The sequence below is a fragment of the Rhizobium sp. AG207R genome, assembly GCF_027109195.1.
GTDB lineage: Bacteria > Pseudomonadota > Alphaproteobacteria > Rhizobiales > Rhizobiaceae > Rhizobium > Rhizobium dioscoreae.
The window spans coordinates 1-24,569 of record NZ_JAEPVT010000001.1; the positions used below are offsets into that span (position 1 = coordinate 1).

Here is a 24,569-nt window from a genome sequence, read left to right on the forward strand (position 1 = left end):
TGGCATTATTATTATTGGCCTGGGCGTAAGCGACGACCGGACTCAAAATATATGCACACGCGGCCGTGCCCGTAACGAGGGCAGCCACATACTTTCTGATACTCTTGCGGTTGCCTGCCGCCACTTAATCGTCCTCCTGATGAAGCAGGATCAGCGATGCTCTGAAAAGCAAGGTGATAACAAAAGGCGCCGCGTCGCGTACCAAGCCGCTCCATTATCGGCGTTCGATGTTGCCGAATAAGAAGCGCTGCGCCGGCCGCGTACGGCTTAACCATGTTAAAATTGCGTCCCGATACCGAAGCGGAAGTTCTCCACCTTGTCGTAATCCTGCTTGAGGAATGGTACCGCATAGCTGACATTGATCACCCCGAAGGGCGACGCCCAGGTCAGGCCGACGCCGGCGGAGGCTCGAAGCGCAGAGCCATCCTTGAGAACATCTCCGTAGAGATTGGCCGAATTGCCATAAAGTGTACCAGCATCCACAAAGACGGAGCTGCGCAGTCCGATATCTTGGGGAACACCGGGTGTTGGCATGCTTGCCTCCGCTGACGCGGTGAAGTATTTTGTCCCGCCGAGCGCATCTCCATCGGAGGTTCTTGGACCTATGCCCGAATTCTGAAAGCCTCTGATCTCGCTTCCTCCGAGCGTGAACTGGTCGAAGATGTTGAGGTCCTGACCTGTCGTCGAGACCATATAGCCGGCGCCAAGTGTAAACGAACCGATAATATCCTGAGCATCTGAAAGAGTGTGATAATAACGCGCCTTGCCGCTGATTTTATAGAAGTTAGAATCGCCCCCGAGGCCCGCGAGTTCGTTCGTGAGTTTTGCGATGACGCCATCACGCGGCAAATTCTGATCATCGAGGGTATTATAGGTAAAGGTCTGTGAAACAGTCGACTGGATCCATGGACCATTGTTGATGAGGTTTCTATAGGGCGCTGAGAGGTTATCCTCCCAATCATCTTCTCCCGTATAGGTTATCTGCTTGAGGTTATAGCGAAAGGTCGTCGCCAGGGATTCCGTAATCGGGGCGGTGACGCGCAGCGAGATACCTTCTTCGCCATAGTCGTAATAGTCGCTACTGCTGCTATTCTTGCTTTTGAATATGTCGAACCCTGCCGCTAGGCGGTAGCCAAGAAAATAAGGTTCCGTGAACGAAAGATTGTAGGTTTGGCTCCCGCTCGTACCCGCGCCGGCAGCGATCTTGATATATTGGCCACGGCCGAGAAAGTTCTTCTCTTCCACAGACGCCTCAAGGAGAAGACCACCATCGTTGCCAACGGCATAACCTCCGCCAATTCCGAACGAGCCAGTCGGCTGATCTTCGACATCAACAACGACAATGACCCGATCGGGCGCGCTGCCAGGACTTGTCGCAATTTTCACCGAGCTGAAGTAGCCAAGCGCGTCGAGTCGACGTTTGGCGCGCGTTAGCGTTGCTTCATTAAAGGCGTCGCCCTCATTGAGATCGAATTCACGCCGAATGACATAGTCTCTCGTTCGCGAGTTACCGCGGATATCGATGCGTTCCACATAGGCGCGCTTTCCCTGATCGACCAGATATTCAACCGCCACCGATCGGTCCTCCGGGTTGCGATTGCCGCGAGGTGTCACCTGCACGAAGGGATAACCAGCTTCTTCGACGCGTTTTGAAATAGCGTCGAGCGATTTTTGGATATTCTGGGCATTATAGGTGTCGCCTTTACGCGTAAGGACGAGGCCTTCCAGTTCGCCGGCCTTAATACCCTCTACCGTCGATGTCAGAGAAACATCGCCGTACTTATATTTTACGCCTTCGTCGACGATGAAATTCACCGCATAGCTATTGCTTGTGCTGTCGAATGTCGCGTCACTCGAAACGATTCGAAAGTCGACGAAGCCGTGGTCGTAATAGAATTTGCGCAGCGCGTCTTCGTCGGCAGCTTTCTTTGCATCGCTATAGAGATCCTTTCGTGTCAGGAATGACAATAAACCAGACTTCTTGGTACTGATAACGGCTGCAAGGCGCCCACTGCTGAAAGCATGATTTCCGGAAAATTCAATCTTGCTTATCTTCGTTCTATTTCCTTCATTGACGACGAAGGCAAGATTTACTCTGTTCTTTGATACGTTGAAAACTTTTGTTGTCACCTCGACATCGTTTCGACCGATGGAAACATAGGCATCCTTAATGGAGCGTATATCCGCCTGAACCTGAACCTCGTTGTAAGGGCCAGCAACATGTGATGAGATAATCCCGGAAAGCTTGTCGTCCTTTATCTTCTTGTTTCCATTAAATACAATTGCATTTATCAGCAGATTTTCCTTGACCGATATGACGAGCGTTTGGCCGCTGACTGAAATCTTTACGTCGGAAAAATAGCCTGTTGCATACAGTTGCTTGGTCGATTTATCGATATCCGTGTCTGTGAATGCTTTTCTGGCTGATATTGTTATATTATCGGTTATCGCGGTGGATCCAACACGCTCGGCGCCTATCACGCGTATGCTGTTGACGACCGCGGCATGAACCGGCGTGGTCATGAGAGCAACGGAGGCTGAAAGCGTGAGGATTGTAGTGAGTGACTTTGGGACGGCGGCTTTTGATTGCGGAGATTTCGAACTCATCAACACCTTTACCTTGGGCTCGTAAATAAAGCCTAATACGTTGGCTTCGAAAAATGCCGGCCCACGGCATGGGTCTTAGACGATCATCTTTGATTACCGATGTCTGGATGTTGCTAGCTCGTGATAGTTATGTGGATTCTTGTTTCCAAAAAAAGCATGTAGCTAAGAGCACGGTTTCATACGCCAGTCGGCGTTCCGACGGATGCGCTGCGTAACCGCCCGGATGCGCAGCCGAACGCAATCTCGCCTAAACGGAATCCGTGGGAGTGGCAAAGGCGATGTCTTCGAGCATCTTCCTCATCCTCATTGACGAAATCTCCTACGAGCAGCGCTGCATCTTATCCAGGGATAGCCCAATAAGCAGCGGTCTGGTCTTGCAGACGCGCTCGGTATTCTATTCGTTATATATCTTGACTATCAAAATCATGTTTTATAAGTGAGGTAATTGAGACGTTTGTGGGGACGGCTTTGCTGAAACATTTGCACCTAGCCAGCCCCTTGGAAGCTTGCGCACCAACCAGCCAGCCCGGTGACCTCATTTAAAAGGAAGAGGCTAATGATGTCCTGGCGGTTCCGCTTGGCTCTTTTCGCATGCACGGCTTTGGGTGTTCTTAATTCCAATGCATTAGCTTTAGCGCAACAAGCCGAAGCTACGACGGTAACAAGCTCTACCGATAAGACCGAAGACGATGACAGCACACAGCTGCAGAAGATCGTTATCAAAGGCAATCGAATACAACGGGGATCAATATCCGATTCGCCGCTCGTCAGCCGCACTCCGGCTGCCACCCTGCTGAAAAAGCAGGTTGAAGATCTCAAGGACTTTGGCAACACGATCGATTCCGGTATCACCTACGACAATGCTTCCAAGAGCGTGAATATTCGCGGCCTGGAGGACGATCGCGTCCTGACGCTCATGGATGGCATTCCGGTCCCATATTTTTTCGATAGCATCTATAGCTATGGCGGCGGGGCCGATACGTATGATTTCACCTCCTTGTCGTCGGTTGACGTGCTGAAGAGTGCCGATTCCAGCCGGGCGGGATCAGGAGCGCTTGGCGGGGCATTGTTGCTGCACTCGCTTGAACCTGAAGACCTTATCGAGCCAGGTGAGACATATGGAGGAATGGTCAAGCTCGGATTTGACGGTTCCGATCACTCGATCAGCGCCTCAGGTGCTATCGCCGCCAACGTCGACCACACCTCTATCCTGTTTCAATCCTCCTATAAATATGGGCATGAAACGGAAACAAATGGAGAGGTGGGAGGCACCGGGAGCAGCAGAACAATAGCCGATCCCAAGGATTACAATCAGCGAAATTTGTTATTCAAGGTCCGGCAAGAGCTGGAGGGCGGAAATACGATCGGCTTAACGGCAGAGCATTATGGTTACAACTCCACCAAGAACTATTTATCTTATTCCGGATACGGCACGACATATAGCAGCTACGACTACAAGCTGGACAAGTCGCGAGATCGTCTATCCATCGACTACAAATATGAAGCCGATTCTGACCGCGACTGGATCAATAGCGGCTTTGCAACGCTTTATTGGCAACGCAGCAGCCGCACCGAAGGGACGCAAGGCTACCGGTTGACGTCGCCCAAGGGCGAGTATGACCGATTAATGCATAGCGACGAGAAGGACTACGGCTATACGACCTGGGCAAATTCGAACTTTGACACGGGGGCGCTCCATCACAAGCTGACATTCGGCAGCGATTTCCAGCTCGCCCAAAGCAGTTACTATCTTTCGGGTGTGGATTCCTGCTCGACGGATTATGTTTCGTCCTGCAGCTATTATCACACCAACGAGAGCTACGCGCCCGACGTCAACTCCTACAAATTCGGCGCCTATGTAGAGGATAAGATTACCCTCGGCGACAGCCCATTTTCCTTTACTCCCGGCCTCCGATTCGACTGGTATAAGCAGGATCCCCAAGAAACCGCCAGTTACTCAGGTGACATGCCGGACGGCCAGTCCGGCAATCACCTGTCACCCAAATTGAGAGCCGCTTGGCAAGCAACGCCTGATACGGAGGTCTATCTACAGTTCGTCACTGCCTATAAGTCGCCGAATGCTTATCAGCTTTATGTGGACTACGACAATTCACCGCTTTATCGTTACATTGGTAACCCGGATCTGAAACCCGAGACCAGCTGGGGTTTTGAGGGCGGCGTCAATTTCGGCGACGAGGATTTCGGCGCTCATCTCAATGCTTTCAGCACGCGTTACAAGAACTTCATTGACACGACCCTTGTATCAACCTCTGGTTATTCTTACGGCAGCTATGAATTCGTCAACGTTGACAACGTTCGCATCTCAGGCATTTCTCTTTCCGGACAGAAGAAATTCGATAGCGGCATAAACCTGCATGGCTCCGTCTCGTATGCGCGCGGTACCAATCTCGATACCGACGAGCTTCTGTCCTCCGTCCCTCCGGTAAAAGCAATCGTCGGTGTTGGTTATGAGAAAGACAGCTGGGGAACTGATTTGACCCTCGTGGCGGCGGGAGCCGTTTCGCAGAAGTCGAGCGCCTCTTCAAAGCCTGGCGGCTATGCTATCCTCAATCTGACTGGATGGTGGCAGCCCGCCGAGCTGAAAGGCATGACGGTTCAGGCCGGCATATATAATCTCCTGAACAAGACCTATTACGACGCGCTTGAGGTCAAGGATGTCACCAATCTCACGGAGTTGTATTCGGAATCCGGCCGTTACATAAAGATCGCTGTCTCCCAGAAATTCTGACGGCCCTTTTCCTTCGGCGGCGCGGGCCTGTGTCGGGCCGCCCTGCTGGGGCTAGCCGCTCAGTTTGACAGATCGATTGATTGCGATCAGAAGGACGTCAGGTGTCTCGCTTCCATGTCATGGCTGCAAGCCGGTGAATTGCCGCCAAACTCGCTCCAACGATAAAGAGCCAGCGCAAGCGCTTGATGAGCGCCTCCACAGGCGACCCACTCCGGCATATATCGTGTCGGCTGCCGCGCCAGTATCCGCATGATCCGGCCGAACCCGATTTTACCTATCTTAACGCAAACTTAGCATCGCTTTACATTCTGAAAACATATTGTCGGTGGGATAACCGGGTTATCTCAAGGTCCAGAATTTTATGAAAGCTCTTGCGAAGAAACTTAGCCGAAGCGATGTGAAAACACGCTTCTTGTGGTTGCCTCAATCTGTCGACGCGCGCCGGATACTCCCGGCTCTGGACGAGCTTGCCGCAAATCCCCGGATTGAGATCGAGCTTCTTGACGAGAACGGCAAGCCCTGGCGGTTCCGATATGGTGCCTATACCAGGACAGTTATCGGAGAGATAACGCACAGGTTCTACCTGCGAGATCAGGGAGGATTTCTCTTTTCGAAACGGGCGAGGGTGGGAAGTTACCTGGAATTGCGGCTGGATGCCGGCGGAAGGCTGCGCGTGAGCTACTCCAGGGTGTTGTCATTTGCGTGCCAAGACAGAGGGCCCTGGCGTTTGGACATAGGCGACGTCCTCCAGCAATGACGCTTGTTTGCCTGCGGTCCCTGGCAATGCACCGATCAGTCCTGTCTCGTTTCAGCGAGCGCTTCAAAGCCGTTATCGCTCGCGCTGTCCGCAACGGGACCTGTCTCTCGCTGGCGCTGATGGTCGGACTTGTCGGCTGCGTCGCGGACAGGCCGACCTATAGTGAGAGGCAGGCCTTAGACGCGCAGATCCCCGGTTTTGAGAGCGTCAGGCTCCGACTCGACGGCGGTTTGGCCTCGTTCGTCAAGTCAGGTTTCGCAGCAACCTCCGCGCGGGCTCCGGTGATGCTGTCCATATCTGGCGGCGGTGCTGGAGGCGCCTTTAGCGTCGGTGCGTTGGAGGGCTGGACGACTACGGGGACACGGCCCTCCTTTGATGTCGTTACCGGTGTGAGCACCGGTGCTTTCATTGCACCTTTCGCATTCCTTGGACCCAAGTACGACGCATTGCTCCGTCATCTATACACGAGCGGCGAGGCCGAAAATCTCGCCAAGGCGAAATTTCTTCCCGTCGGCCTGCTCGGACAGAGCCTGCTTGAGCAACGTCCCGTGCGCTCGATGATAGAGCGTTATATTACACCCGGATTGATGCAGGAGATCGCGGTCGAACACAAAAAGGGACGACGGCTATTTGTCCTCACGACAAACCTCGACACCCAGCAAGCGATACTCTGGAATATGGGAGCGATCGCCTCAAAAGGTACACCTGAAGCACTCTCTTTGTTTCGCGATGTTCTCCTTGCATCTGCGAGCATACCTGGCGTTTTTCCGGCAGTAAAAATCGCCTCGAAAAGTGGGGCTAGATCAATTGAAGAATTGCATTCAGATGGAGCAAGCTCTTCGCAATTCCTAACCGTGCCGGAGGCCGCGTTCGTATCCAAGCTGACGGCGCCAGTCGATATACATCGATCCAGAATTTATGTGTTGGTGAACAACACGCTGATCCCTGAGTTTGCGATGACGAGGGACAAAACTCTCCCGGTGATCGCGCGCGCCTACAGCATCCTGGTCAAGTCTCAAACGAAGAATGGTCTTTATGCCGCCTATGAATTTGCAAGGCTGCACAGAATAGAATTTCATGTGGCGGCAATTGATAGACCTGTTCCGTACAAGGCAACGGATCCGTTTAACACGGAGTATATGCGCACGGTCTATCGCATAGGCTATCAAAACGCCGTTTCGGGTCGCCTCTGGAAGGATGTGCCCGATTTCAACGAATGAGCCGCGCCGAGGCCATTGTCGCAATGCTCGCCCGGAGAAGCATGATAACGGACTGAGGTGGAGTTTCTGCCGAGAGTCGGCGCAATTATCGGAGACGGCGGGACAACGTGACGGCCTATCCATGCCGATACGATAGTGTCTTTGAAGGCGAAGGACGCGTTTGCCGCGTCGTCGCTACCGTTTTCCATGCAGCTGCGCTGGAGCAGGCGGTGGAAGCACAAATTTCCCGGCAAGGTGCGTATGCCGGGCGGTGCTGGACAATGCCACCTGCGGATATCGATGGCAGGCCACTGCGAGACCTGCGGCGTGCCAGGTTTGGGCCGACAGCACAGGTTCGACGTTCGAGCCTAATCTCTCAAATATACATCGCAACGGCGGAATGCTGAGTGAGAGAAATGCTCAATCGCATGAACCCGGCTTGTCGACTGTTTGCCACGAAAGGCCCAGGCGACCGGTCGCGACCATGCATGGTCGCCATTCCAGCGGCTGCGCCTGCGATCGGCCGCCACAGGCATAAACTCTCGATGCGGAGCCTTCGAAGCAACTCGGAAAGCTTAACGGGCTTCTGGCGTCAAATCTCGTTCTTCGAAATGGATGTTCAACCCGGTCCGGCGATCGCTGTCGCCTCACATTCGCCCCCTAGGTCGCGGAGCCTGCTCGCAAATGGATCGCCTAACCCCTGCCTATGCACGCCATTAGATCGGTTGCGCCACCCTGGCGCTCCGGCACACTCGTCGAACCAAGAAACGACCAGAGTCGCAGACGGATCCGGCCATCCCCAAAGCAGTTGCCCGTGCAATAGCAATACAAAGAAGGCCCGGAGGGAAACCGGGCCTTCTCCCTTCTCTGATCGGAGGTCAACTTTAGATCAGATTAGAAGGATCGCTGGAATCGCAGAATGCCGCTCCACTGATCCTTGTTGACCGAATCCCAGCTGGTGTAGGAGAGTTCCGGCTCGATGAGCAGATTCTTCACCGGGTTGAACTTGAGGTTCGTGGTCGCTGCGAAGATCTTCGAGTCGGTGTAGGCAAGCTGGAGGTTCCACTTCAGCTTTTCGTTGATCGGAACGCCAACGCCGCCCCAAACAGCCCAGTCGCCCCAGCCGCAAAGATAGCCCTTGCCCGATGGGCAAGCGGATTCATCGAGGTTGGATCCGGCATATTTGTTCAACTTGCTGCCATCGGTATTGTAACCACCCATCAAGAAGGCGGAGAATACACCAAAGTCTGCATCGACTCGTGCCTTGACGGCGCCCTCTTCAACGATCGAATCGTAGCCGCCCACGACCTTGAACGACCAGGCACCCGACTTGAAGCCAGCGCCGGCGACGACATCCGGCGCGTAGTGATTGGACTCAGACGTAACCCAGGCGCCGCCATAGCTGCTGGAATCACTCGACGAGTTCGAGTCTTCCAGCGAGATAACCGCGCTGAAGCCGTTGCCTGCGTCGTATTTGTAGGTCAGCTGATTGAGTTCATAAGGGCCGTCATAGACGACGTCGTCGTTGATCACGTCACCCGCATAGCCGATGAAGGAGTTATATTGAGAGTCCTCCTTGCCGACCGTGAAGCCACCGAGGCTGATGCTTGCATGCAGCAACTTTGTTGTCGTCGAACCACCATCGTTCCAGTCCCAGCGCAGCTCGCTATTGGTTGTGAGGGGGCCATATTCCGTATCTGTCGCGGTCTGCAGCTGCAGTTCGGCACGAGTATGCCACAGCGTACCCGTCTTGCTGCTGGGATTGTACGCACTGTGCCATTCACCTTCGGTGCGAACCTTGCCGCCTAGCTTAAGGCAAGTTTCGGTTCCTGGAATAAAGAAATATCCGGGTCCGAAGGCATCGCATATCTTCACGTATTCTGCCGGCTCCGGTTCCGCCGCGACGACGGCATCTGCAGCATTGGCGCTCGAAACAGCTGCAAGCATGGCAGCCGAGCTAAGCAACAGGCTTCTAATAGTCATTTTTTCTCCAAATCATGATGCCAGATGAGAAGAGAATTGCGCCTTGCTTTGCGCGACTTCTCATTAGGCGGTCCCTACCAGTGGAAGCTCCGTGAGCTACCGCGAAGGAAACTACCGATGTAATCCACACCAGAAAGCACGCATTTCAAAAAATACTCGAACGTCAGCTGCATCGAATATCGGCGTTGCATAAATGCCTCAGCTGGAAATGGAAAATTACCAATATCTCTATGAAGTTATGGAGCAGCAACATATCGAAATCTATGTCGTCCTTCCGCCACACATGATTCGTCATTGATGGTCAGCGGTAGCTATAGCTGATAGGTAATTTGGGTACCGGAAATCGGTAGATGCATATATGTTCCGTGGCATTCACGAGAACACTTCTGCCGCATAAAGGTGAAGCGGCACTAACTTCCTGCTCAGTAACCGTGAACTTTGTGTGCATTGAGCGCTAGCGAATGAGATCGCCTTACTGCACCTACAGAATAAGACAACCGATTTTCCGGCGGCGCGCCTGCTGATGTTCGATCGCGCTTCTGCGGGAAATAGTGGAGCCGAATGTAGGGATAGATATAACATCCGGCTCCATGCCTCTCGAATTGTGGGGGACGAGAAGCGATGCGATTTATATCAAGTAAGATGGCAAAAATTTGGACTTTATATATATCTACGTATCAAATCATTGAAAATAATGTCAAATTATCAGAGATAAGATAGCGAGAGATTCATATAGCCGTTGCGGATAGGCGTTGCAGAAAATCTCAAGTATTTGTTGTAATGAATATATTTTTCAAATGATACTGTCGTCAATCGTCTTCGGATTGAGGTATTTGCATTTCTCATACACGTTCGTTGACGAAACTCAATAAACTATCATCGTCGACAGCGGCATATGAACACAAATCAAATGTAAATCGTCAGCTTCGAAACGGCGCATGCGCGATATCAATAGGATCAGTTATCACGCGGAACTCCTACGCCATGCTGCTATCCGCATTCGAGCATCAATAGATAAGTGAGGTGAATGATGAATAGGCTAATTCTGAATTTTTGCTTAGCAACGGCATTGTTTTCGACTGGTGCATCCGCGCAGGAATTGGGCGTGCCATCCTACGGCACCGGCGGTGCGGATCTCGTATTCGTTCAGGCCCCGCCTCCAGGCGACGATGCTCCATTGTGGAATGGATATCATGGCGTAAGAACGCACCGGCCGGGCTATCGCTTTCATGATGGCTACTGGTTTCCGCTCGCGGCGTTCACCGTCGGAGCAATCGCGGGAGCGGCCATAGCAAATGATGACGATGCACCGCCGCCAGCGCCCGAGGAAATGAGCCAACGGCATTATTCCTGGTGTGCAAACCGTTATCGTTCCTATGATCCCGATACGGACACATATCTGACGAATGGTGCAGGCCGGCGTCACTGCATTTCCCCTTACGACTAGTCGTGTTGGAAGGCCGATGTCATCGACATCGGCCTCATTGATCCGTATCAAGGGGAATGCTTTTTTGCCGCATCGCTGCCTGCATGTGCCGGCGACCAACAGATATCATATGGTCGAAATCGCGGGTACCAGTTGCCATGTTCTATGGATGATAGCTTTACGCGAAGTCGTCGAGCTTTATCCCAATGCCTATTCTGGCGACCAATCCGACCGTAGATATGTCGTTAGCAGGCTGACCTCGGTCACAATCATTTATTGCAGCGATACATTGCTTCATGCGAGTGAAATCGGAACGATTGGATTTCTTGCGCGGCGGCTGCGACGCTATCCCTTAGGTCTTCCCGAAGACGATGTTGCCTTCATTGCTGAAGTTACGGAAGCATCATGCCGTCGTGCGGGAGGTGCCGCCTTGCAGAGCTCGATATAGTGCAGTGCCTGATCTCGAATGGCTTGCGCTCTCGACTGTTGAGCTTCCAGGTAGTCGCGCTCCGCGTCCAGAATGTTGAAGACTGCCCCGGCACCCAGGTCGAAGCTGACCCTGCCCAGTCGCAATGCTTCTTTCGATGTCGCGGCTAGTTTTTCCTGCGCGGCGATGTTCCTGCCGTCTCTGTTGTAGGCGGCAAGTGCCTTTTCGACTGCCGCGATGCCGTTCAGAACGGCTGCTTGCCAAGCTGCCTCGGCCTGCTGCAGCTGAGCCTTTGCCGAAGCGAGGTTAGCCTTATTTTTCCCTCCGTCGAAAATAGGCATGGTGAAGTTAGCGGCAATTTGCCAGATGTTGACATGACCACTATGGACGACGGCCGTGGGTGTGACATAGCCGCTCAGCTCCAGCGATGGGTAGAGGGCGGCCTTCGCAATCCCGACACCTTCGGCAGCGGCGATGAAGTTGCTTTCAGCCCGCCTCACATCCGGCCTGTTGCGGATGACGTCTGTCGGAATGCCTATTCCGATCTTGTATCGTGGTCGTGGTTGATGAGTTTTGGTCGAGAGCTCAGCATGCAGGTCTTGCTCCGAGGCCCCGGTCAAACTCCCAAGAGTGGCAATGGAATCGTCGAGCTGGACCTCAAGCGATGGCAGTTCGGCGTCGGCTTTGGCAACAAGCTGCTCGGCTTGCACGATTTGCAGCTGGCTAGTCTGTCCTGCGTCGCGGCTGTCGCGCATCATGGCGAGATTGCGGCTTCTGTTTTCGACGGTCAGCCGCACGAGCGCTATTTGTTCCTGGTAGTAGCGCACGTCGACATAAGTCGATCCGATTGACGAAAGCACATTGAGCGTCGTTTCATCCACGTCCGATATGGCAGCGTCAAAGCGCGCCTGCGCTGCGCGTTTTTGGGCGCGCTTTCCTCCGAAGAGATCCATAGTCCAGCTTCCGGAGGCTGTGCCGTAACTGCCGGATGTCGTACCCAGTCCATATTTGTCGCCGCGCGCGCTGCCGACTCCCCCCGAAATGGCCGGCAACAAATCCGCCGAGGCGAGATCGACATTGGCGCGAGCCTGTTCAAGGCGCGCTGCGGCCTGTACGATTTCAGGGTTCTTCGCCTTGCCCAGATCCATGAGCTTGTTGAGTTCCGGATCACCGAAGGCCTGCCACCACTCTTCGTTGACGTGTGCCGGATTGTCAGCCCGCGCTGCGCCGAGGAACGCCTTTGGCATGTCGGCTACCGGTGGACTAATGGGGGCATCGACACAGCTGGAGAGGGTTCCGATCGCGGCGAAGATCATAGGAGTGCGAAAGACACGAGGGTGTCGCATAGGTCAGACTTTCGTAATAGCTATAACAGTCAAACAGGTAGGCTCATTCGGACGAGCAGGCCGCCTTCCGCCGGAAGCTCGGCATGCACCTGGCCGCCATGGCATGCGAAAGCATGTCTTGCTATCGCCAGGCCGAGGCCAAAACCAACCGTGTCGGCCGGAGGATTGTGTCCTCGTCGGAATGGCTGAAAGATCGTATCGAGAATGTCGCGTGGAATACCCGGGCCGTAGTCTTTCACGATGATGAAGAAGAACCGGTCTTGCCTCTCGGTGCGCATGAGAATCTGCGAATTCGAAGGCGAGTGTTTGGCGGCATTCCGCACGACATTCTCGATCGCTCTGTAGATCAGTTCTCCATTGACAGAGGTCACAAACGAGTCGACGCCCTCGTAGACCAAGGAGATCTTGCGCGAGGCGCTTTCGAAGGCGCAATCGTCGGAGATTTCGTGAAGCAGATCGACCAAATCGAGGGTCTGCCGTTCAAGTGGCTCCGCCTCCACCGCCGTGAGCCTGGCAAGGGTTAGGATTTCGTCGATGAGATTGTCCATCCTCGCGACTTCGCGTTCAATGCGTTCGCTCATCACGGGGAGCCGATCGGGATTTTTGTTCAGAAGGCCGAGTGCGGCCTGGAGTCTGGACAAAGGTGATCGAAGCTCGTGGGAGACATCATGAAACAGGCGCCGCTGAACGTCCCGAAATTCCTCGAGGCGTGCGGCGGTGACGTTGAAGTCATGGGCCAGCGCTGCGATCTCGTCTCTCTTCAGATCGATGCTGCTGCCGATTCTTACCTCAAATTGACCTTGTGCCAGCGCGTGCAGCCCCGCCCTTACCTGTTCCACGGGTCGTGTGAGATAGTGTGCCAGCCAGTAGGCCGCAAAGGCCGCCGCAAACATGGCCGAGGCCCACGGAACGAGGTTCAGCATGTTCTTGGAGAGGAACCCAAGGCTTTGCACCTCAGCGCTCAGCTGAAAACAACGGCCTGTACTGACTACTCGCCTTTCATATTTGTTTTCGGGTCTTACGGCGCACTCGAGGGGCCTGCCAATGTCTGCCAATTTCAGCTGGACCGGCGAGGATGCGTGAGTGGTGGCCAAAAGGAATTGTTTCGACGCCTCTACGCCGGTTGTTGCAAGCAGGTTTGCGGCCGTATCGAGCGCAAACGCCGTTCGTTGATCGCGGAGCTCTTCTGTTTGAGGCGCCAGCCCAAATATGTGGCCGATCGCAAATAGAAGCACGATCGACATAGCCATGGTGAACCAGACGATCGCAAAAATCCGCCATATCAACTTCCGCATGAGACGTCCCGAACCAGTTGATATCCCTGGCCGCGTATAGACTGGATCCAGGATGCACCATCACTGCGGGCACCCAGTTTTTGCCGTACGCTGCTGATATGGACGTCGATGCGGCGATCGAAGGGCGTTAGGGGTCGATCAAACGCGCGCCGCGAGATTTCCTGCTTTGAAACCAGCTGCCCGGCGTTACGCGCCAGCACCTCCAATATGTTGAATTCTGCGCTGGTGAGTTCCAGCGGCTTGCCCTGCCATCGGACGGTTCGGCTCGCGGGATCCAAAATAAGGTCGCCCGTCTGAAGCGCGCTTTCATCACTCCGTCGTTTTCCGGTGCGTCTAAAGATCGCTCGAATGCGAGCAACCAATTCACCAGGCGAGCATGGCTTTGCGACATAATCATCAGCGCCGAGATTAAGGCCGGAAATCCGATCAATATCATCCCCCTTGGCTGTCAGCATCAAAACAGGTATGTCGCTTAGCTGGCGAATACGCTGCAGAGCGTCTATCCCGTTCATGCGTTGCATCATTATATCGAGAATGATGATGTCCACTGATCGATCGACGGCGCTCGCGATGCCTAGCCGAGCATCCTCCGAGGTTTCAACCTCGAATCCTTCATCCAGAAGATATTCACTTAGAAGGGTCGTCAGCTCAGTATCGTCATCAATCAACAGTACCTTTGCCATGGAGGGCTCCACCCGAATTACGTTGACAGCAATACACCCTGGAGCACCGAGCGAAATAAGTTTTACACAACTTTACACTCTCTTAACACCACTTAACGCCGCATCTGCTATCGGAAGACAATCAGCTAACCCTTGTGGAGTTCGATATTGGTCGAACCAACGGGGGGCCTACCAGCGTTGACCGTCAACGATCCCGGAGGAAGCTGCACGTTTTCAGGTAAGGTAATCCGTTCAATGACCATGTCCCGCAAGATCCCTTCCGCAAATGCGCGTTGCTGGCGTAATTTGAAACACCTGACTTGCGCCGCTTTATTTGCCGGTACGTGGATACTTGCATTTGGAGATAGTGACGTTGCTGCAGAAGAACAAAAGCAATTACAGGGCACTCCGGCATTAACCGTCGCTGCGGTTCAGCCCTCGGTCGAGGACTGGTCGCAGACAATCCCGGCAAGCGGGTGGCTGAAGCCCTGGCACGAGGCAGTAATAGAATCCGAAACGAGCGGCCTGCGCATAACGGAAGTGTTGGCCGACGTCGGATCCATCGTCAAGAAGGGCGATCCCCTTGTTCGCCTGAATCAGGAGACGGTACTTGCAGATCTGCGCAAGGAAGAGGCTGCGGTTGCTACAAAGCAGGCGGACCTTGCAAAGGCGAAGGCGGATGCGGATCGTGCCCGGCAGATCGGAGGTTCCGGCGCGCTTTCTGACCAGAAAAGGGTTGAGTACCTGACCACCGAGCAGACCGCCAAGGCGGACCTTGAGTCCGAAGAGGCCGCCCTCGAGAGTGAGCGTATTAAACTCGGGCAGACAACCATTGCCGCGGTTGACGACGGCATAATCACATCGCGCTCTGCTTCGCTCGGTGCGGTCGTGTCGACGGGCACCGAATTGTTCCGCCTTCTACGCCAGCAGCGAATAGAGTGGCAGGCCGAGGTAGCGGCTCAATATCTTCCGCAGATCGCGCAAGGACAGGACGCCGAGATCATAGGGCCTGACGGATTGGCGCTTCATGGTGTCGTAAGGCTTGTTGCCCCGACCATCAGCAGCGATACCGGACGTTCGGTTGTCTATGTGGAGTTACCGAAGGAGCCACCTCCGCGCAATGGGCTCTACGTCTCCGGGCTCATCAATGTTGGCAGGAAGAAGGCTGTGACGGTCCCTGAGACCACATTGGTGTTCAGGGACGGTATCAATTATGTCTTCAGCATCGACCAGGAAGATCGGGTTCACCGCCAGCGTGTGGACGTGGGCCGCCGCAGACAGGACCGTGTGGAGATTGTTACCGGTCTCAGGGGTGACGAGAGTCTTGTGCGGTCTGGTGGCGCCTTCCTCTCAGAAGGTACGCTGGTGAAAGTCGAAGGGGCTGCCGAATGAACGTCTCGGCCTGGTCCATCCGCAATCCCGTACCTGCGATACTGCTGTTTGCCTTGCTGACGGTCTGCGGGTTGCTCGCGTTTTCAAAACTCCAGGTCCAGAATTTTCCGGACATGGATCTGCCTACCATCAAGATTTCAGCGTCGCTTGAAGGTGCCGCGCCAACACAGCTTGAAACCGAGGTTGCGCGCAAAATTGAGGACAAGCTCGCTTCGCTGAATCTCCTCGATCACATCACGACAACGATAACCGATGGATCGGTATCGATCAGCGTCTCGTTCAAGCTCGAGAAAAACAGCGAAGCGGCGCTCAACGAGGTACGGAATGCTGTCGATAGCGCCAAGAGCGATCTTCCGTCCGAAATGGCATCGCCGACCGTTTCCAAGGTTACGGTACAGTCTTCGGTGCTTGCCACCTATGCGGTCCGCTCAAAGAAGCTGACCGAGACAGAGCTTTCATGGTTCGTCGACAACGACATGACCAAGGCGCTGTTGTCAGTCGGCGGGGTAGGGGAGGTGGATCGCATAGGTGGCGTCGATCGTGAAGTCCACGTTGATCTCAATCCGGATGTCATGACATCTCTGGGCATTACGGCGTCCGATATTTCCTCGCGCGTGAAATCCGTCCAGTCGGATAAATCGGGGGGGCGGGGCGATGTCGGTTCGGCAAGACAAACAATCCGCACCCTCGGCGCCGTTCCTTCTATTGAGGACCTATCAAAGCTCGCAATTCCGCTATCGAGCGGCAAAAGTGTGCGTCTTGACGAAATAGGAACGGTTGCGGACAGCTTTGCGGATCGCTCTTCGCTTGCCTATCTTGATGGGGACCGCGTGATTGCCGTGGAGATCAAGCGCTCGAACGGCTTTTCCGATACGACCGTTGCAAATGACATCAAGAAGAAAATGGCGGAATTTGCCGCCGCGCATCCCGAGGTCGGGATCGATGAGGCCTATACCACGGTCAAACCCGTCATAGAGAATTATGACGGTTCCATGCATATGCTATACGAAGGCGCGATCCTTGCTATCGTCGTCGTCTGGGCGTTCCTCAGGGACTTTCGCGCCACATGCCTGTCCGCCATCGCACTTCCGCTTTCCATCATTCCGACGTTCCTCGTAGTACATCTTGCCGGATATAGCCTCAATACGATCACTCTCCTGGCGCTGTCGCTTGTTGTTGGCATCCTGGTCGACGATGCGATCGTTGAGGTCGAGAATATCGCCAGGCATCTGCAAATGGGCAAACGACCCATGGAGGCCGCCCTCGAGGCAGCTGATGAGATAGGTCTTGCAGTCATTGCAACGACCTTTACGCTGGTTGCCGTGTTTCTGCCCACTGCCTTCATGGGCGGCATTCCGGGCCTGATCTTTCGGCAGTTCGGAATTACAGCGTCCGTTGCGGTGCTTGCATCACTGCTTGTCGCGCGTTTTTTGACACCCATGATGGCGGCTTACCTCATGAAACCCCATCATGCGGAAACGCAAGACGGCTTGATCATGCGTGGGTATATCGCGACGGTGAAGACCTGCCTTAATCATCGCAAGCTGACTTTGCTCGTGACCGGCGTTCTGCTCCTTCTCTCGCTATCGACCATCCCGTTCATGAGAACAGGATTTTTTCCGGCCTCCGATGACGCGCAGACGCAAGTCAAACTGACACTCCAGCCTGGCAGTACGCTCACCCAGACGGATGCAGTATCACGCCGCGCAAGCGACATCATTTCCAAATTGCCAGATGTTACTCGTGTATTCAGCGCGGTTGGCTCGTCTTCAAGTGGCAGTGGATTGGACTCTTCAACGACGACGGACGTGACAAAGGCGACACTCGTCGTCGATCTCAAGGACATCAGTGAGCGCACCCGAAAGCAGTCCGCAATTGAGGATGACATCCGACATGCACTTTCCGCAATAGCTGGCGTGCGGGTCGAAGTCGGCACCGGCGGAAATGGCACGAAGCTGGAGCTGACGCTCGCAAGCGACGACCCAGATGTTCTCGAACAGGCAGCGAGCGCGCTCGAAGGACAGCTAAGAACAATCAAAGGAATCGGTGCGGTCACGTCGAGTGCTTCGCTGCAGGCGCCCGAGATCCAAATCAAGCCGGATTTTGCCAAGGCCGCCGCTCTGGGTATCACGTCCGCTTCGATTGCCGAGGCAGTGCGTGTTTCAACGAACGGAGACTATTCGAGCGAGCTGGCGAAACTGAATCTGCCGCAGAGGCAGATTGCTATCCGCGTCCGATTTTCCCCTCATTCCCGTGGCAATATCGATGCCATATCACGGCTGCAACTGGCCGGCGCAAACGGCAAGGTCTCACTGGGAAGCATCGCGGCGATCACAATCGGCGGGAACCCCGCCGAAATCGATCGTCTGGATCGCGCGCGAAACGTGACCCTTTCGGTCGAACTCAACGGACGGACGCTTGGGGAGGTGAACAAGGAGGCGCAGGCCCTTCCCGCGCTTCAGCATCTGCCGCAAGGCGTTTACCAGGTAGAGCAGGGCGAGCTGCAGCGCAGCTCGGAGTTGTTTGACAGTTTCGGTACAGCCATGGGCATCGGAGTCTTCTGTATTTATGCTGTCCTGGTCCTGCTCTTCCACGATTTCTTCCAACCCGTAACCATCTTGATGGCGCTCCCGCTTGCGCTCGGCGGAGCGCTGCTTCCCCTCGTTGTTACCGGGACGAGCTTTTCCATGCCGGCCATCATCGGATTGATATTGCTCATGGGTGTGGTGTCCAAGAACTCCATTCTCCTCGTTGAATATGCTATTATGTCGCGACGACAGGGCATGTCGCGCTTCGACGCACTGGTCGACGCTTGCCACAAGCGGGCGCGACCGATCGTTATGACGACTATCGCAATGGGTGCCGGCATGGTTCCGGTAGCGTTGAGCCTGAGCGGCGGTGACGCCAGTTTTCGTCAACCAATGGCGATTGTGGTAATTGGCGGCTTGCTCACCTCGACGTTCCTGAGCCTGCTCGTCATACCAACGATCTTCACTTTTGTTGATGATTTTCTGAGCCTGTTGAAGCATGTCTTGCGCCTTGATCCCAGAGACATTCCATCTGCGCGGAACGGCATGAGTACCCGTTTGAAAAATGCAGAACGCCGCGGCACGATGCATTAGGAATGGAGGGCCTGTCTTCGTCCTCGTCATCGTAAATCGGACCTTCGGCAGGAGAAACTAGCCGTCTCCACGGCTTTGCGAATTCACCGTGTCAATCAAGCCATTTGAGGAAGAGCAACCTATAGAATTGCGCACAAGGCCACGCCGAAAAATTCAACCGGATCAAGGCTGGAAGTTAAGTTAGCGCTCCGCATTTCAATAGATGCTGCGGGAGAGGTTGATGTCGCATCGTCCCGGTCTTGCTTATCATTGAATGAGCGGGAACGAGCAAATGGGCTCGAATATACACGAGGCTTCCGCGAGAGTTCTCATCAGAAACATTGTTTGCATTTCATTATATTAATACACATATTGAAACATAGCGCTCAAGATGTCGTCATCATTAATCTGTAGTTGTGCCTGACGTTGGCGAATCAGGTGCGGGTGAGCGGCATGCTGGACAGTTTATCTGACGAGTATGATCGCGAAGAACTTGCGGCCTTTATATTTCTCCTCGCCAATGCAAAACGTCTGGCGATCTTGGAAATCCTCATCCAGGGTGAAATATCTGTGACGGAGTTGGCGAAGAGACTCGATATCAGCCAGTCTTCGCTGTCGCAGCATTTGCTTCCTTTGCGCCTTCATAAGATCGTCAATATTCGACGCGACGCCCAGTTTGTTTACTATCGATGTGACTCGCATCAAGTTCGATATCTTCTGGACACGATTCACGACATCTGGCCAGAAATCAGCAAGCTTAAAAGATAATTGGATTATTGACGGAGGCTGCAGAAAGATTTCAACCGGCGGAATGAAGAAAGCAAACTGCCGGTTTCTTGTCTGAATGTTATGAAAAGCAAGCTGCTCTTAACAGACCTGCCGCTACGATGTTATCGTCGACATCTTTTGCGTTCTCTATGAATCACTTCTTTGCAAGATGCGGCCCCCCGTAGGTATCAGCCACCGCTGGCGTCGATGTGTCAATGGGGCCATCCCACCCTCCGCCAAGCGCCTTGTTTAGCGAGATATAGTCGGATGCAATGTTGGCAGTGCTCTGTATCAGCGAGCTTTCCGCGCTATATAGCGAACGTTCCGCATCTAGAACATTGAGATAATCGACAGCCCCCGCCGCGTTGAGTTCATGAGACAGAATGGTTGCCTTGCGATAGGAAGCAGCCGAAGAGGCAAGTTTGCCGTTCTTTAATCGTTCCTGTGTTAAAGATACGATCGCATCCTCTACATCTTGCATAGCCGTCAGAACGGCCGATTGGTAGGCGATGTAATATTGGTCACGCTCTGCCTTGGCAATATCGACGGCTGCCTTTAACTGGCCTCCTTTGAAAAGGGGAATGGTAACCGAAGGCCCAAACGACCAGCCGATACTGGACTTCTTGCCGAGATCGGCAATGCTGGTCGCGGTTGACGATATGCTGCCGGTCAGTGAAATCGAGGGGTAGCGATCGGCCTCCGCCTCGCCAATCTTGGCCGTATATTGGGCAAGTTGTCGCTCTGCGCTGCGAACGTCGGGGCGCGAGACCAGGATATCAGCCGGAATACCCGTAGCTACCTCGATCTTCGGGCGCGGAATAGGAGCGGACTTCTTGAGGCGTTCTTCGAGCTCCGCTGGAGGTTTTCCAAGGAGTACGGAAAGCTTGTGAACCGCTTCCATATACGAAATCTCGTAAGTATGGATGTCCGATTCAGTACTGCTGGCTTCGCCGTCCGCCTTCGCAGCATCGATGGCGGTTGCCGTGCCCGCTTTGAATTCCGCTTGGGTGAGGGTCGCGGTTTTCCGTTGAGATACCGCTGTTCGCTGTGCAAGATTGCGCAGAGCCTGATATTCACGCGCCTGAACATAATAGGAAGCTACATCGCCCACTAATGTGACAAGGGTGTCGCGCAGATCCTCCTCGGCCGCATCGACGCCATATTTGGCGGCCTCGGCGGCGCGTTTGTTGCCGCCAAAAATATCGAGCTCCCAGCTTGCATCGAAGCCAGGCTGATATTGGCTATAGATGGTCGCAGGAGTGCCGTCGGACGCCGCAGAGCGATTTCTCGTCGCCGAAGCAGTGGCCTCCACCGTTGGGAGCAACGTGCCTGTCTGCTTGCGGTAAGTCGCACGTGCTTCTCGGATCTTAGCTTTGGCAGTGGCCACGTCGAGATTGCCCTGCACCGCCTCCTCGATCAGGTCGTTCAGCATCGGATCGCGAAGCTGCTTCCACCATTGCGAAAGCTGCGGTGGCTTTGTCTTCTTTTGCGTCTTGCCACTCCAATGTGCGGGCATTGCGAGTTCGGGTTTTTGATAATCGGGGCCGACAACACAACCGCTCAGCAGCGAAGTACCAAGAATAGCACAGGCGGCAACGGCCGTACGCTGGCGAATATTACGGAAGGACGGAAAATGTCTTTCGGTTTCTCGGATCATATTAGTGCTTTCGCTAAAACGTAAAAGTTGCATCTGGGCTGTGTCACTCTTGCGCTCCCGGCATCAGTTCCGAAGATCGCGGTTCGGCTGTCGTCTCCATCTTGCCCTTAAAGACGCGGCGGACGGAGACGAAGAGCAGCGGGATGAAGAAGATGCCGAGCACGGTTGCCGAGATCATGCCGCCCATGACGCCGATGCCGATCGAGTTCTGGCTACCGGAACCGGCCCCATTGGCGACCGCCAGCGGCAGCACGCCGAGGATGAAAGCGAGCGAGGTCATCAGGATCGGTCGCAGGCGCTGGCGGGATGCCTCCAGCGTTGCGTCGATCAGGCTCTTGCCCTGATTCTGCTGTTCGATGGCGAATTCGACGATCAGGATGGCGTTCTTTGCCGCCAGGCCGATGGTCGTTAGCAGACCGACCTTGAAGTAGACGTCGTTCGATTGGCCGAAGATAGTTGCTGCCAGCAACGCACCAAAAATGCCGATCGGCACCGACAGCATGACGGCAAGCGGGATCGACCAGCTCTCGTAGAGGGCGGCAAGCGCCAGGAAGACGACCAGGATCGAGATCGCGTAGAGCTGGGTTGCCTGGTTGCCGGAGAGCTTTTCCTGAGCAGACAGGCTGGTCCATTCGTGGCTGAAGCCGGGTGGCAGGGTCGTCATGATCTTGTCGATCTCGTTCATGGCGTCGCCCGAGGAGACACCAGGCGCCGCCGCACCCTGGATTTCGACGGCGGAAGCACCATTATAGCGCTCCAGGCGGGGCGAACCGTAGGTCCACTTTCCCGAGGCGAAGGCCGAGAACGGCACCATGTCGCCATCGGAGTTTTTCACGTACCAACGCTCAAGATCTTCCGGCTGCATGCGGAAATCCTTGTCGGCCTGGACATAGACCTTCTTGACACGGCCGCGGTCGATGAAGTCGTTGACATAATCGCCGCCCCAGGCGGTCGACAGCGTCGAATTGATATCGGAGAGGCTGATATTCAGTGCCACCGCTTTCTCGGCGTCGATATCTATCGAATATTGCGGCGTATCCTCCTGGCCGTTCGGTCGTGTGCCGCTCAGTTTGTCACTCTTTGCCGCGGCTTCAAGCAACTGGTTGCGCGCGGCGGTCAGAGCATCGTGACCGGCGCCGTTGATATCCTTGATGTAAAAATCGAAGCCGCTATTGTTGCCAAAGCCGGGGATTGCCGGAGGCGACAAGGCAAAGACAGTTCCGTCCTTGATTTTGGAAAAAGCGGCCATAGCTCGGCCGGCAATCGCCTGAGCCTTCGACTGCGGCGTCTTGCGCTGGTCGAAGTCCTTTAGCTTGACAAATGCCAAGCCAATATTCTGGCCTTGCCCGCCAAAGCCGAACCCAACGACGCCCATTACGCCTTGAACATAATCCTTTTCGTCGTTGAGATAGTGATCGGTAACCTGTCTTAGAACCTTCTCTGTGCGATCCGCAGTTGCCCCGGAAGGCAGTGTGATGCTTGTAATGAGCGTGCCCTGGTCTTCGTCCGGAAGGAAGGAGCTCGGCAGGCGGTTGAAGAGATAGGCGATTGCACCGCCGATCAGAACGAATACCAGCAGGAAGACGATGCTCAGGCGGATCATGCCGTGCACGCCGCGCTGATAACCTCTCGTTCCCCGCTCAAAATTGCGGTTGAACCAGCCGAACATGCCCTTTTCCTTCGCACCATGTTTGGGCTGCCTGAGAATGGTGGCGCACAGGGCCGGCGTGAGGATAAGAGCGACGATGACGGACAGCACCATCGCCGAGACGATCGTCACCGAGAACTGCCGGTAGATGATACCGACCGAACCGGAGAAGAAGGCCATCGGGATGAACACGGCCGACAAGACCGTGGCGATGCCGATCAGCGCGCCGGTGATTTCCTGCATCGACTTGATCGTCGCCTCGCGCGGCGACAACCCCTCTTCCTCCATCACGCGCTCGACGTTTTCGACGACGACGATGGCGTCGTCGACCAGAAGGCCGATCGCCAGCACCATGCCGAACATGGTCAATGTGTTGATGGAATAGCCGAACATCGCCAGTACGCCGAAGGTGCCGAGCAGGACGACCGGGACGGCGAGCGTCGGGATCAGCGTGGCGCGCAGGTTCTGCAGGAAGACGAACATGACGATGAAGACGAGCACGATGGCTTCGAACAGCGTCTTGACCACGTCCTCGATCGACAGCTTCACGAAGGGCGTCGTGTCGTAGGGATAGACGACCTCGACATTCGGTGGCAGGGTTTGCTTGAGGCCGGCAATCGTAGACTCGACGGCCTCGGCCGTGCTGATTGCGTTGGCGCCGGAGGCGAGCTTAATCGCAAGACCGGCAGCAGGGCGGCCATTGTAGATACTCGAGCTGGTATAACTCTCGGCGCCAAGCTCCACCTTGGCGACATCGTTGATGCGCACCAGCGAGCCGTCGGACTGGCTTTTCAGGATGATGTTTTCGAACTGTTCCGGCGTTTGCAGGCGGCTCTTTGCGGTGACCGTCGCATTGAGTTGCTGGCCCTTGCGCTGCGGCAAGGCACCCAACTGGCCGGCCGAAACCTGCGTATTTTGGGCTTCGATCGCGCTCGTCACGTCGCTCACCGTCAGATAGTATTTGGCAAGCTTGTCGGGATCGACCCAGATACGCATCGCATAGCCGGAGCCGAACAGCTGCGTATCTCCCACGCCGGAAACGCGCTTGAGAGTGTCGTTGAGCGTGCTGTTGACATAGTCGGCAAGGTCGTTGGAATTGAGCTTGCCGTCCGTCGACACGAAGGCAGCGACCATCAAAAAGTTTGAGGTCGATTTGGTAACGGTGATGCCACTGGATTGAACTGAGCTAGGTAGTTGTGATTCAACCAGTTGCAGCTTGTTCTGCACCTGCATCTGCGCGACGTCAGGATCGGCCTTGTTGGTGAAGGTCAACGAGATCGAGGCCTGACCCGTCGAGGTCGAGGTCGATGTCATGTAGTCGAGATTGTCGATGCCGGTCATGCCCTGCTCGATGACCTTGGTCACCGAGTTTTCGACGGTTGCGGCGTCAGCCCCGGAATAGGTGGCGCTGATGCTGACTGTCGTCGGGGCGATCTGCGGATATTGCGAAATCGACAGCGTGAAGATCGAAAGTGTGCCCGCCAGCATGATGACGATAGCGATCACCCAGGCGAAGATCGGCCTGTCGATGAAAAAACGAGACATCGTCTAA

14 protein-coding genes are annotated in these 24,569 nt (G+C 54.8%); 7 read left to right on the forward strand and 7 right to left on the reverse strand.

The window, feature by feature from the left end; translation table 11 throughout:
• Positions 1 to 241, forward strand: a 241-nt coding sequence (locus tag JJQ51_RS00005) for a hypothetical protein (RefSeq protein WP_269244057.1), incomplete at its 5' end; no start/stop codon positions are given.
• A 35-nt stretch (positions 242 to 276) separates the two neighbouring features.
• On the opposite strand, the gene bamA is transcribed toward JJQ51_RS00005, so the two are convergent.
• Positions 277 to 2,607 carry an outer membrane protein assembly factor BamA gene (gene bamA / locus JJQ51_RS00010; RefSeq protein WP_269244058.1) on the reverse strand — a complete coding sequence of 777 codons (2,331 nt, stop codon included), beginning with the start codon at positions 2,605 to 2,607 and terminating at the stop codon, positions 277 to 279.
• 556 nt (positions 2,608 to 3,163) lie between these two features.
• On the opposite strand from bamA, the gene JJQ51_RS00015 reads away from it, so the two are divergent.
• Positions 3,164 to 5,356 carry a TonB-dependent hemoglobin/transferrin/lactoferrin family receptor gene (locus tag JJQ51_RS00015; protein ID WP_269244059.1) on the forward strand — a complete coding sequence of 731 codons (2,193 nt, stop codon included), beginning with the start codon at positions 3,164 to 3,166 and terminating at the stop codon, positions 5,354 to 5,356.
• Between the two features lie 753 nt (positions 5,357 to 6,109).
• Positions 6,110 to 7,333, forward strand: a complete 1,224-nt coding sequence (locus tag JJQ51_RS00020; protein WP_269244060.1) for a patatin-like phospholipase family protein — start codon at positions 6,110 to 6,112, stop codon at positions 7,331 to 7,333.
• Between the two features lie 873 nt (positions 7,334 to 8,206).
• On the opposite strand, the gene JJQ51_RS00025 is transcribed toward JJQ51_RS00020, so the two are convergent.
• Positions 8,207 to 9,295, reverse strand: a complete 1,089-nt coding sequence (locus JJQ51_RS00025; protein WP_269244061.1) for a porin — start codon at positions 9,293 to 9,295, stop codon at positions 8,207 to 8,209.
• Between the two features lie 1,330 nt (positions 9,296 to 10,625).
• On the opposite strand from JJQ51_RS00025, the gene JJQ51_RS32870 reads away from it, so the two are divergent.
• Positions 10,626 to 10,742, forward strand: coding sequence for a BA14K family protein (locus JJQ51_RS32870; protein ID WP_442967279.1), 117 nt, complete (start codon positions 10,626 to 10,628; stop codon positions 10,740 to 10,742).
• Between the two features lie 324 nt (positions 10,743 to 11,066).
• Here the strand turns inward: JJQ51_RS32870 and JJQ51_RS00030 are convergent, their stop codons facing one another.
• The 3 genes from JJQ51_RS00030 to JJQ51_RS00040 are packed head-to-tail and all read right to left on the reverse strand — an operon-like array spanning position 11,067 to position 14,472.
• A complete protein-coding gene (locus JJQ51_RS00030) occupies positions 11,067 to 12,494 on the reverse strand; it encodes an efflux transporter outer membrane subunit (protein ID WP_331275818.1) in 1,428 nt (475 codons plus the stop codon).
• A 29-nt stretch (positions 12,495 to 12,523) separates the two neighbouring features.
• A complete protein-coding gene (locus JJQ51_RS00035; RefSeq protein ID WP_269244062.1) occupies positions 12,524 to 13,738 on the reverse strand; it encodes a HAMP domain-containing sensor histidine kinase in 1,215 nt (404 codons plus the stop codon).
• Between the two features lie 38 nt (positions 13,739 to 13,776).
• Positions 13,777 to 14,472, reverse strand: coding sequence for a response regulator transcription factor (locus JJQ51_RS00040; protein ID WP_269244063.1), 696 nt, complete (start codon positions 14,470 to 14,472; stop codon positions 13,777 to 13,779).
• A gap of 234 nt (positions 14,473 to 14,706) precedes the next feature.
• Here JJQ51_RS00040 and JJQ51_RS00045 point away from each other — a divergent pair, with 234 nt between their 5' ends.
• The 3 genes from JJQ51_RS00045 to JJQ51_RS00055 all read left to right on the forward strand — a co-directional run bounded on the left by JJQ51_RS00045 (position 14,707) and on the right by JJQ51_RS00055 (position 19,712).
• Complete coding sequence (locus JJQ51_RS00045) at positions 14,707 to 15,843, forward strand: efflux RND transporter periplasmic adaptor subunit (protein WP_269244064.1); 1,137 nt, start codon at positions 14,707 to 14,709, stop codon at positions 15,841 to 15,843.
• A complete protein-coding gene (locus JJQ51_RS00050) occupies positions 15,840 to 18,965 on the forward strand; it encodes an efflux RND transporter permease subunit (RefSeq protein ID WP_269244065.1) in 3,126 nt (1,041 codons plus the stop codon). Before JJQ51_RS00045 ends, JJQ51_RS00050 begins: the two co-directional genes overlap by 4 nt.
• Positions 18,966 to 19,397: 432 nt before the next feature.
• Positions 19,398 to 19,712, forward strand: a complete 315-nt coding sequence (locus JJQ51_RS00055; RefSeq protein WP_269244066.1) for an ArsR/SmtB family transcription factor — start codon at positions 19,398 to 19,400, stop codon at positions 19,710 to 19,712.
• 154 nt (positions 19,713 to 19,866) lie between these two features.
• Here the strand turns inward: JJQ51_RS00055 and JJQ51_RS00060 are convergent, their stop codons facing one another.
• The gene (locus JJQ51_RS00060) at positions 19,867 to 21,402 is read right to left on the reverse strand and encodes an efflux transporter outer membrane subunit (protein WP_269244067.1); all 1,536 of its coding nucleotides are present in this window, start codon (positions 21,400 to 21,402) and stop codon (positions 19,867 to 19,869) included.
• A gap of 10 nt (positions 21,403 to 21,412) precedes the next feature.
• Positions 21,413 to 24,562 (reverse strand): efflux RND transporter permease subunit, encoded by a 3,150-nt coding sequence (locus JJQ51_RS00065; protein ID WP_269244068.1) that lies wholly within the window; start codon positions 24,560 to 24,562, stop codon positions 21,413 to 21,415.
• Positions 24,563 to 24,569 lie beyond the last annotated feature (7 nt).

Bases quoted from the DNA above. Each gene is read 5' to 3' on its own strand.
- JJQ51_RS00060 (WP_269244067.1), bottom strand. From the start codon at position 21,402: ATGCAACTTTTACGTTTTAGCGAAAGCACTAATATGATCCGAGAAACC.
- JJQ51_RS00015 (WP_269244059.1), top strand. From the start codon at position 3,164: ATGATGTCCTGGCGGTTCCGCTTGGCTCTTTTCGCATGCACGGCTTTG.
- JJQ51_RS00020 (WP_269244060.1), top strand. From the start codon at position 6,110: ATGACGCTTGTTTGCCTGCGGTCCCTGGCAATGCACCGATCAGTCCTG.
- JJQ51_RS00025 (WP_269244061.1), bottom strand. From the start codon at position 9,295: ATGACTATTAGAAGCCTGTTGCTTAGCTCGGCTGCCATGCTTGCAGCT.
- JJQ51_RS00030 (WP_331275818.1), bottom strand. From the start codon at position 12,494: ATGCGACACCCTCGTGTCTTTCGCACTCCTATGATCTTCGCCGCGATC.
- JJQ51_RS32870 (WP_442967279.1), top strand. From the start codon at position 10,626: ATGAGCCAACGGCATTATTCCTGGTGTGCAAACCGTTATCGTTCCTAT.
- bamA (WP_269244058.1), bottom strand. From the start codon at position 2,607: ATGAGTTCGAAATCTCCGCAATCAAAAGCCGCCGTCCCAAAGTCACTC.
- JJQ51_RS00040 (WP_269244063.1), bottom strand. From the start codon at position 14,472: ATGGCAAAGGTACTGTTGATTGATGACGATACTGAGCTGACGACCCTT.
- JJQ51_RS00055 (WP_269244066.1), top strand. From the start codon at position 19,398: ATGCTGGACAGTTTATCTGACGAGTATGATCGCGAAGAACTTGCGGCC.
- JJQ51_RS00050 (WP_269244065.1), top strand. From the start codon at position 15,840: ATGAACGTCTCGGCCTGGTCCATCCGCAATCCCGTACCTGCGATACTG.
- JJQ51_RS00035 (WP_269244062.1), bottom strand. From the start codon at position 13,738: ATGTCGATCGTGCTTCTATTTGCGATCGGCCACATATTTGGGCTGGCG.
- JJQ51_RS00045 (WP_269244064.1), top strand. From the start codon at position 14,707: ATGACCATGTCCCGCAAGATCCCTTCCGCAAATGCGCGTTGCTGGCGT.
- JJQ51_RS00065 (WP_269244068.1), bottom strand. From the start codon at position 24,562: ATGTCTCGTTTTTTCATCGACAGGCCGATCTTCGCCTGGGTGATCGCT.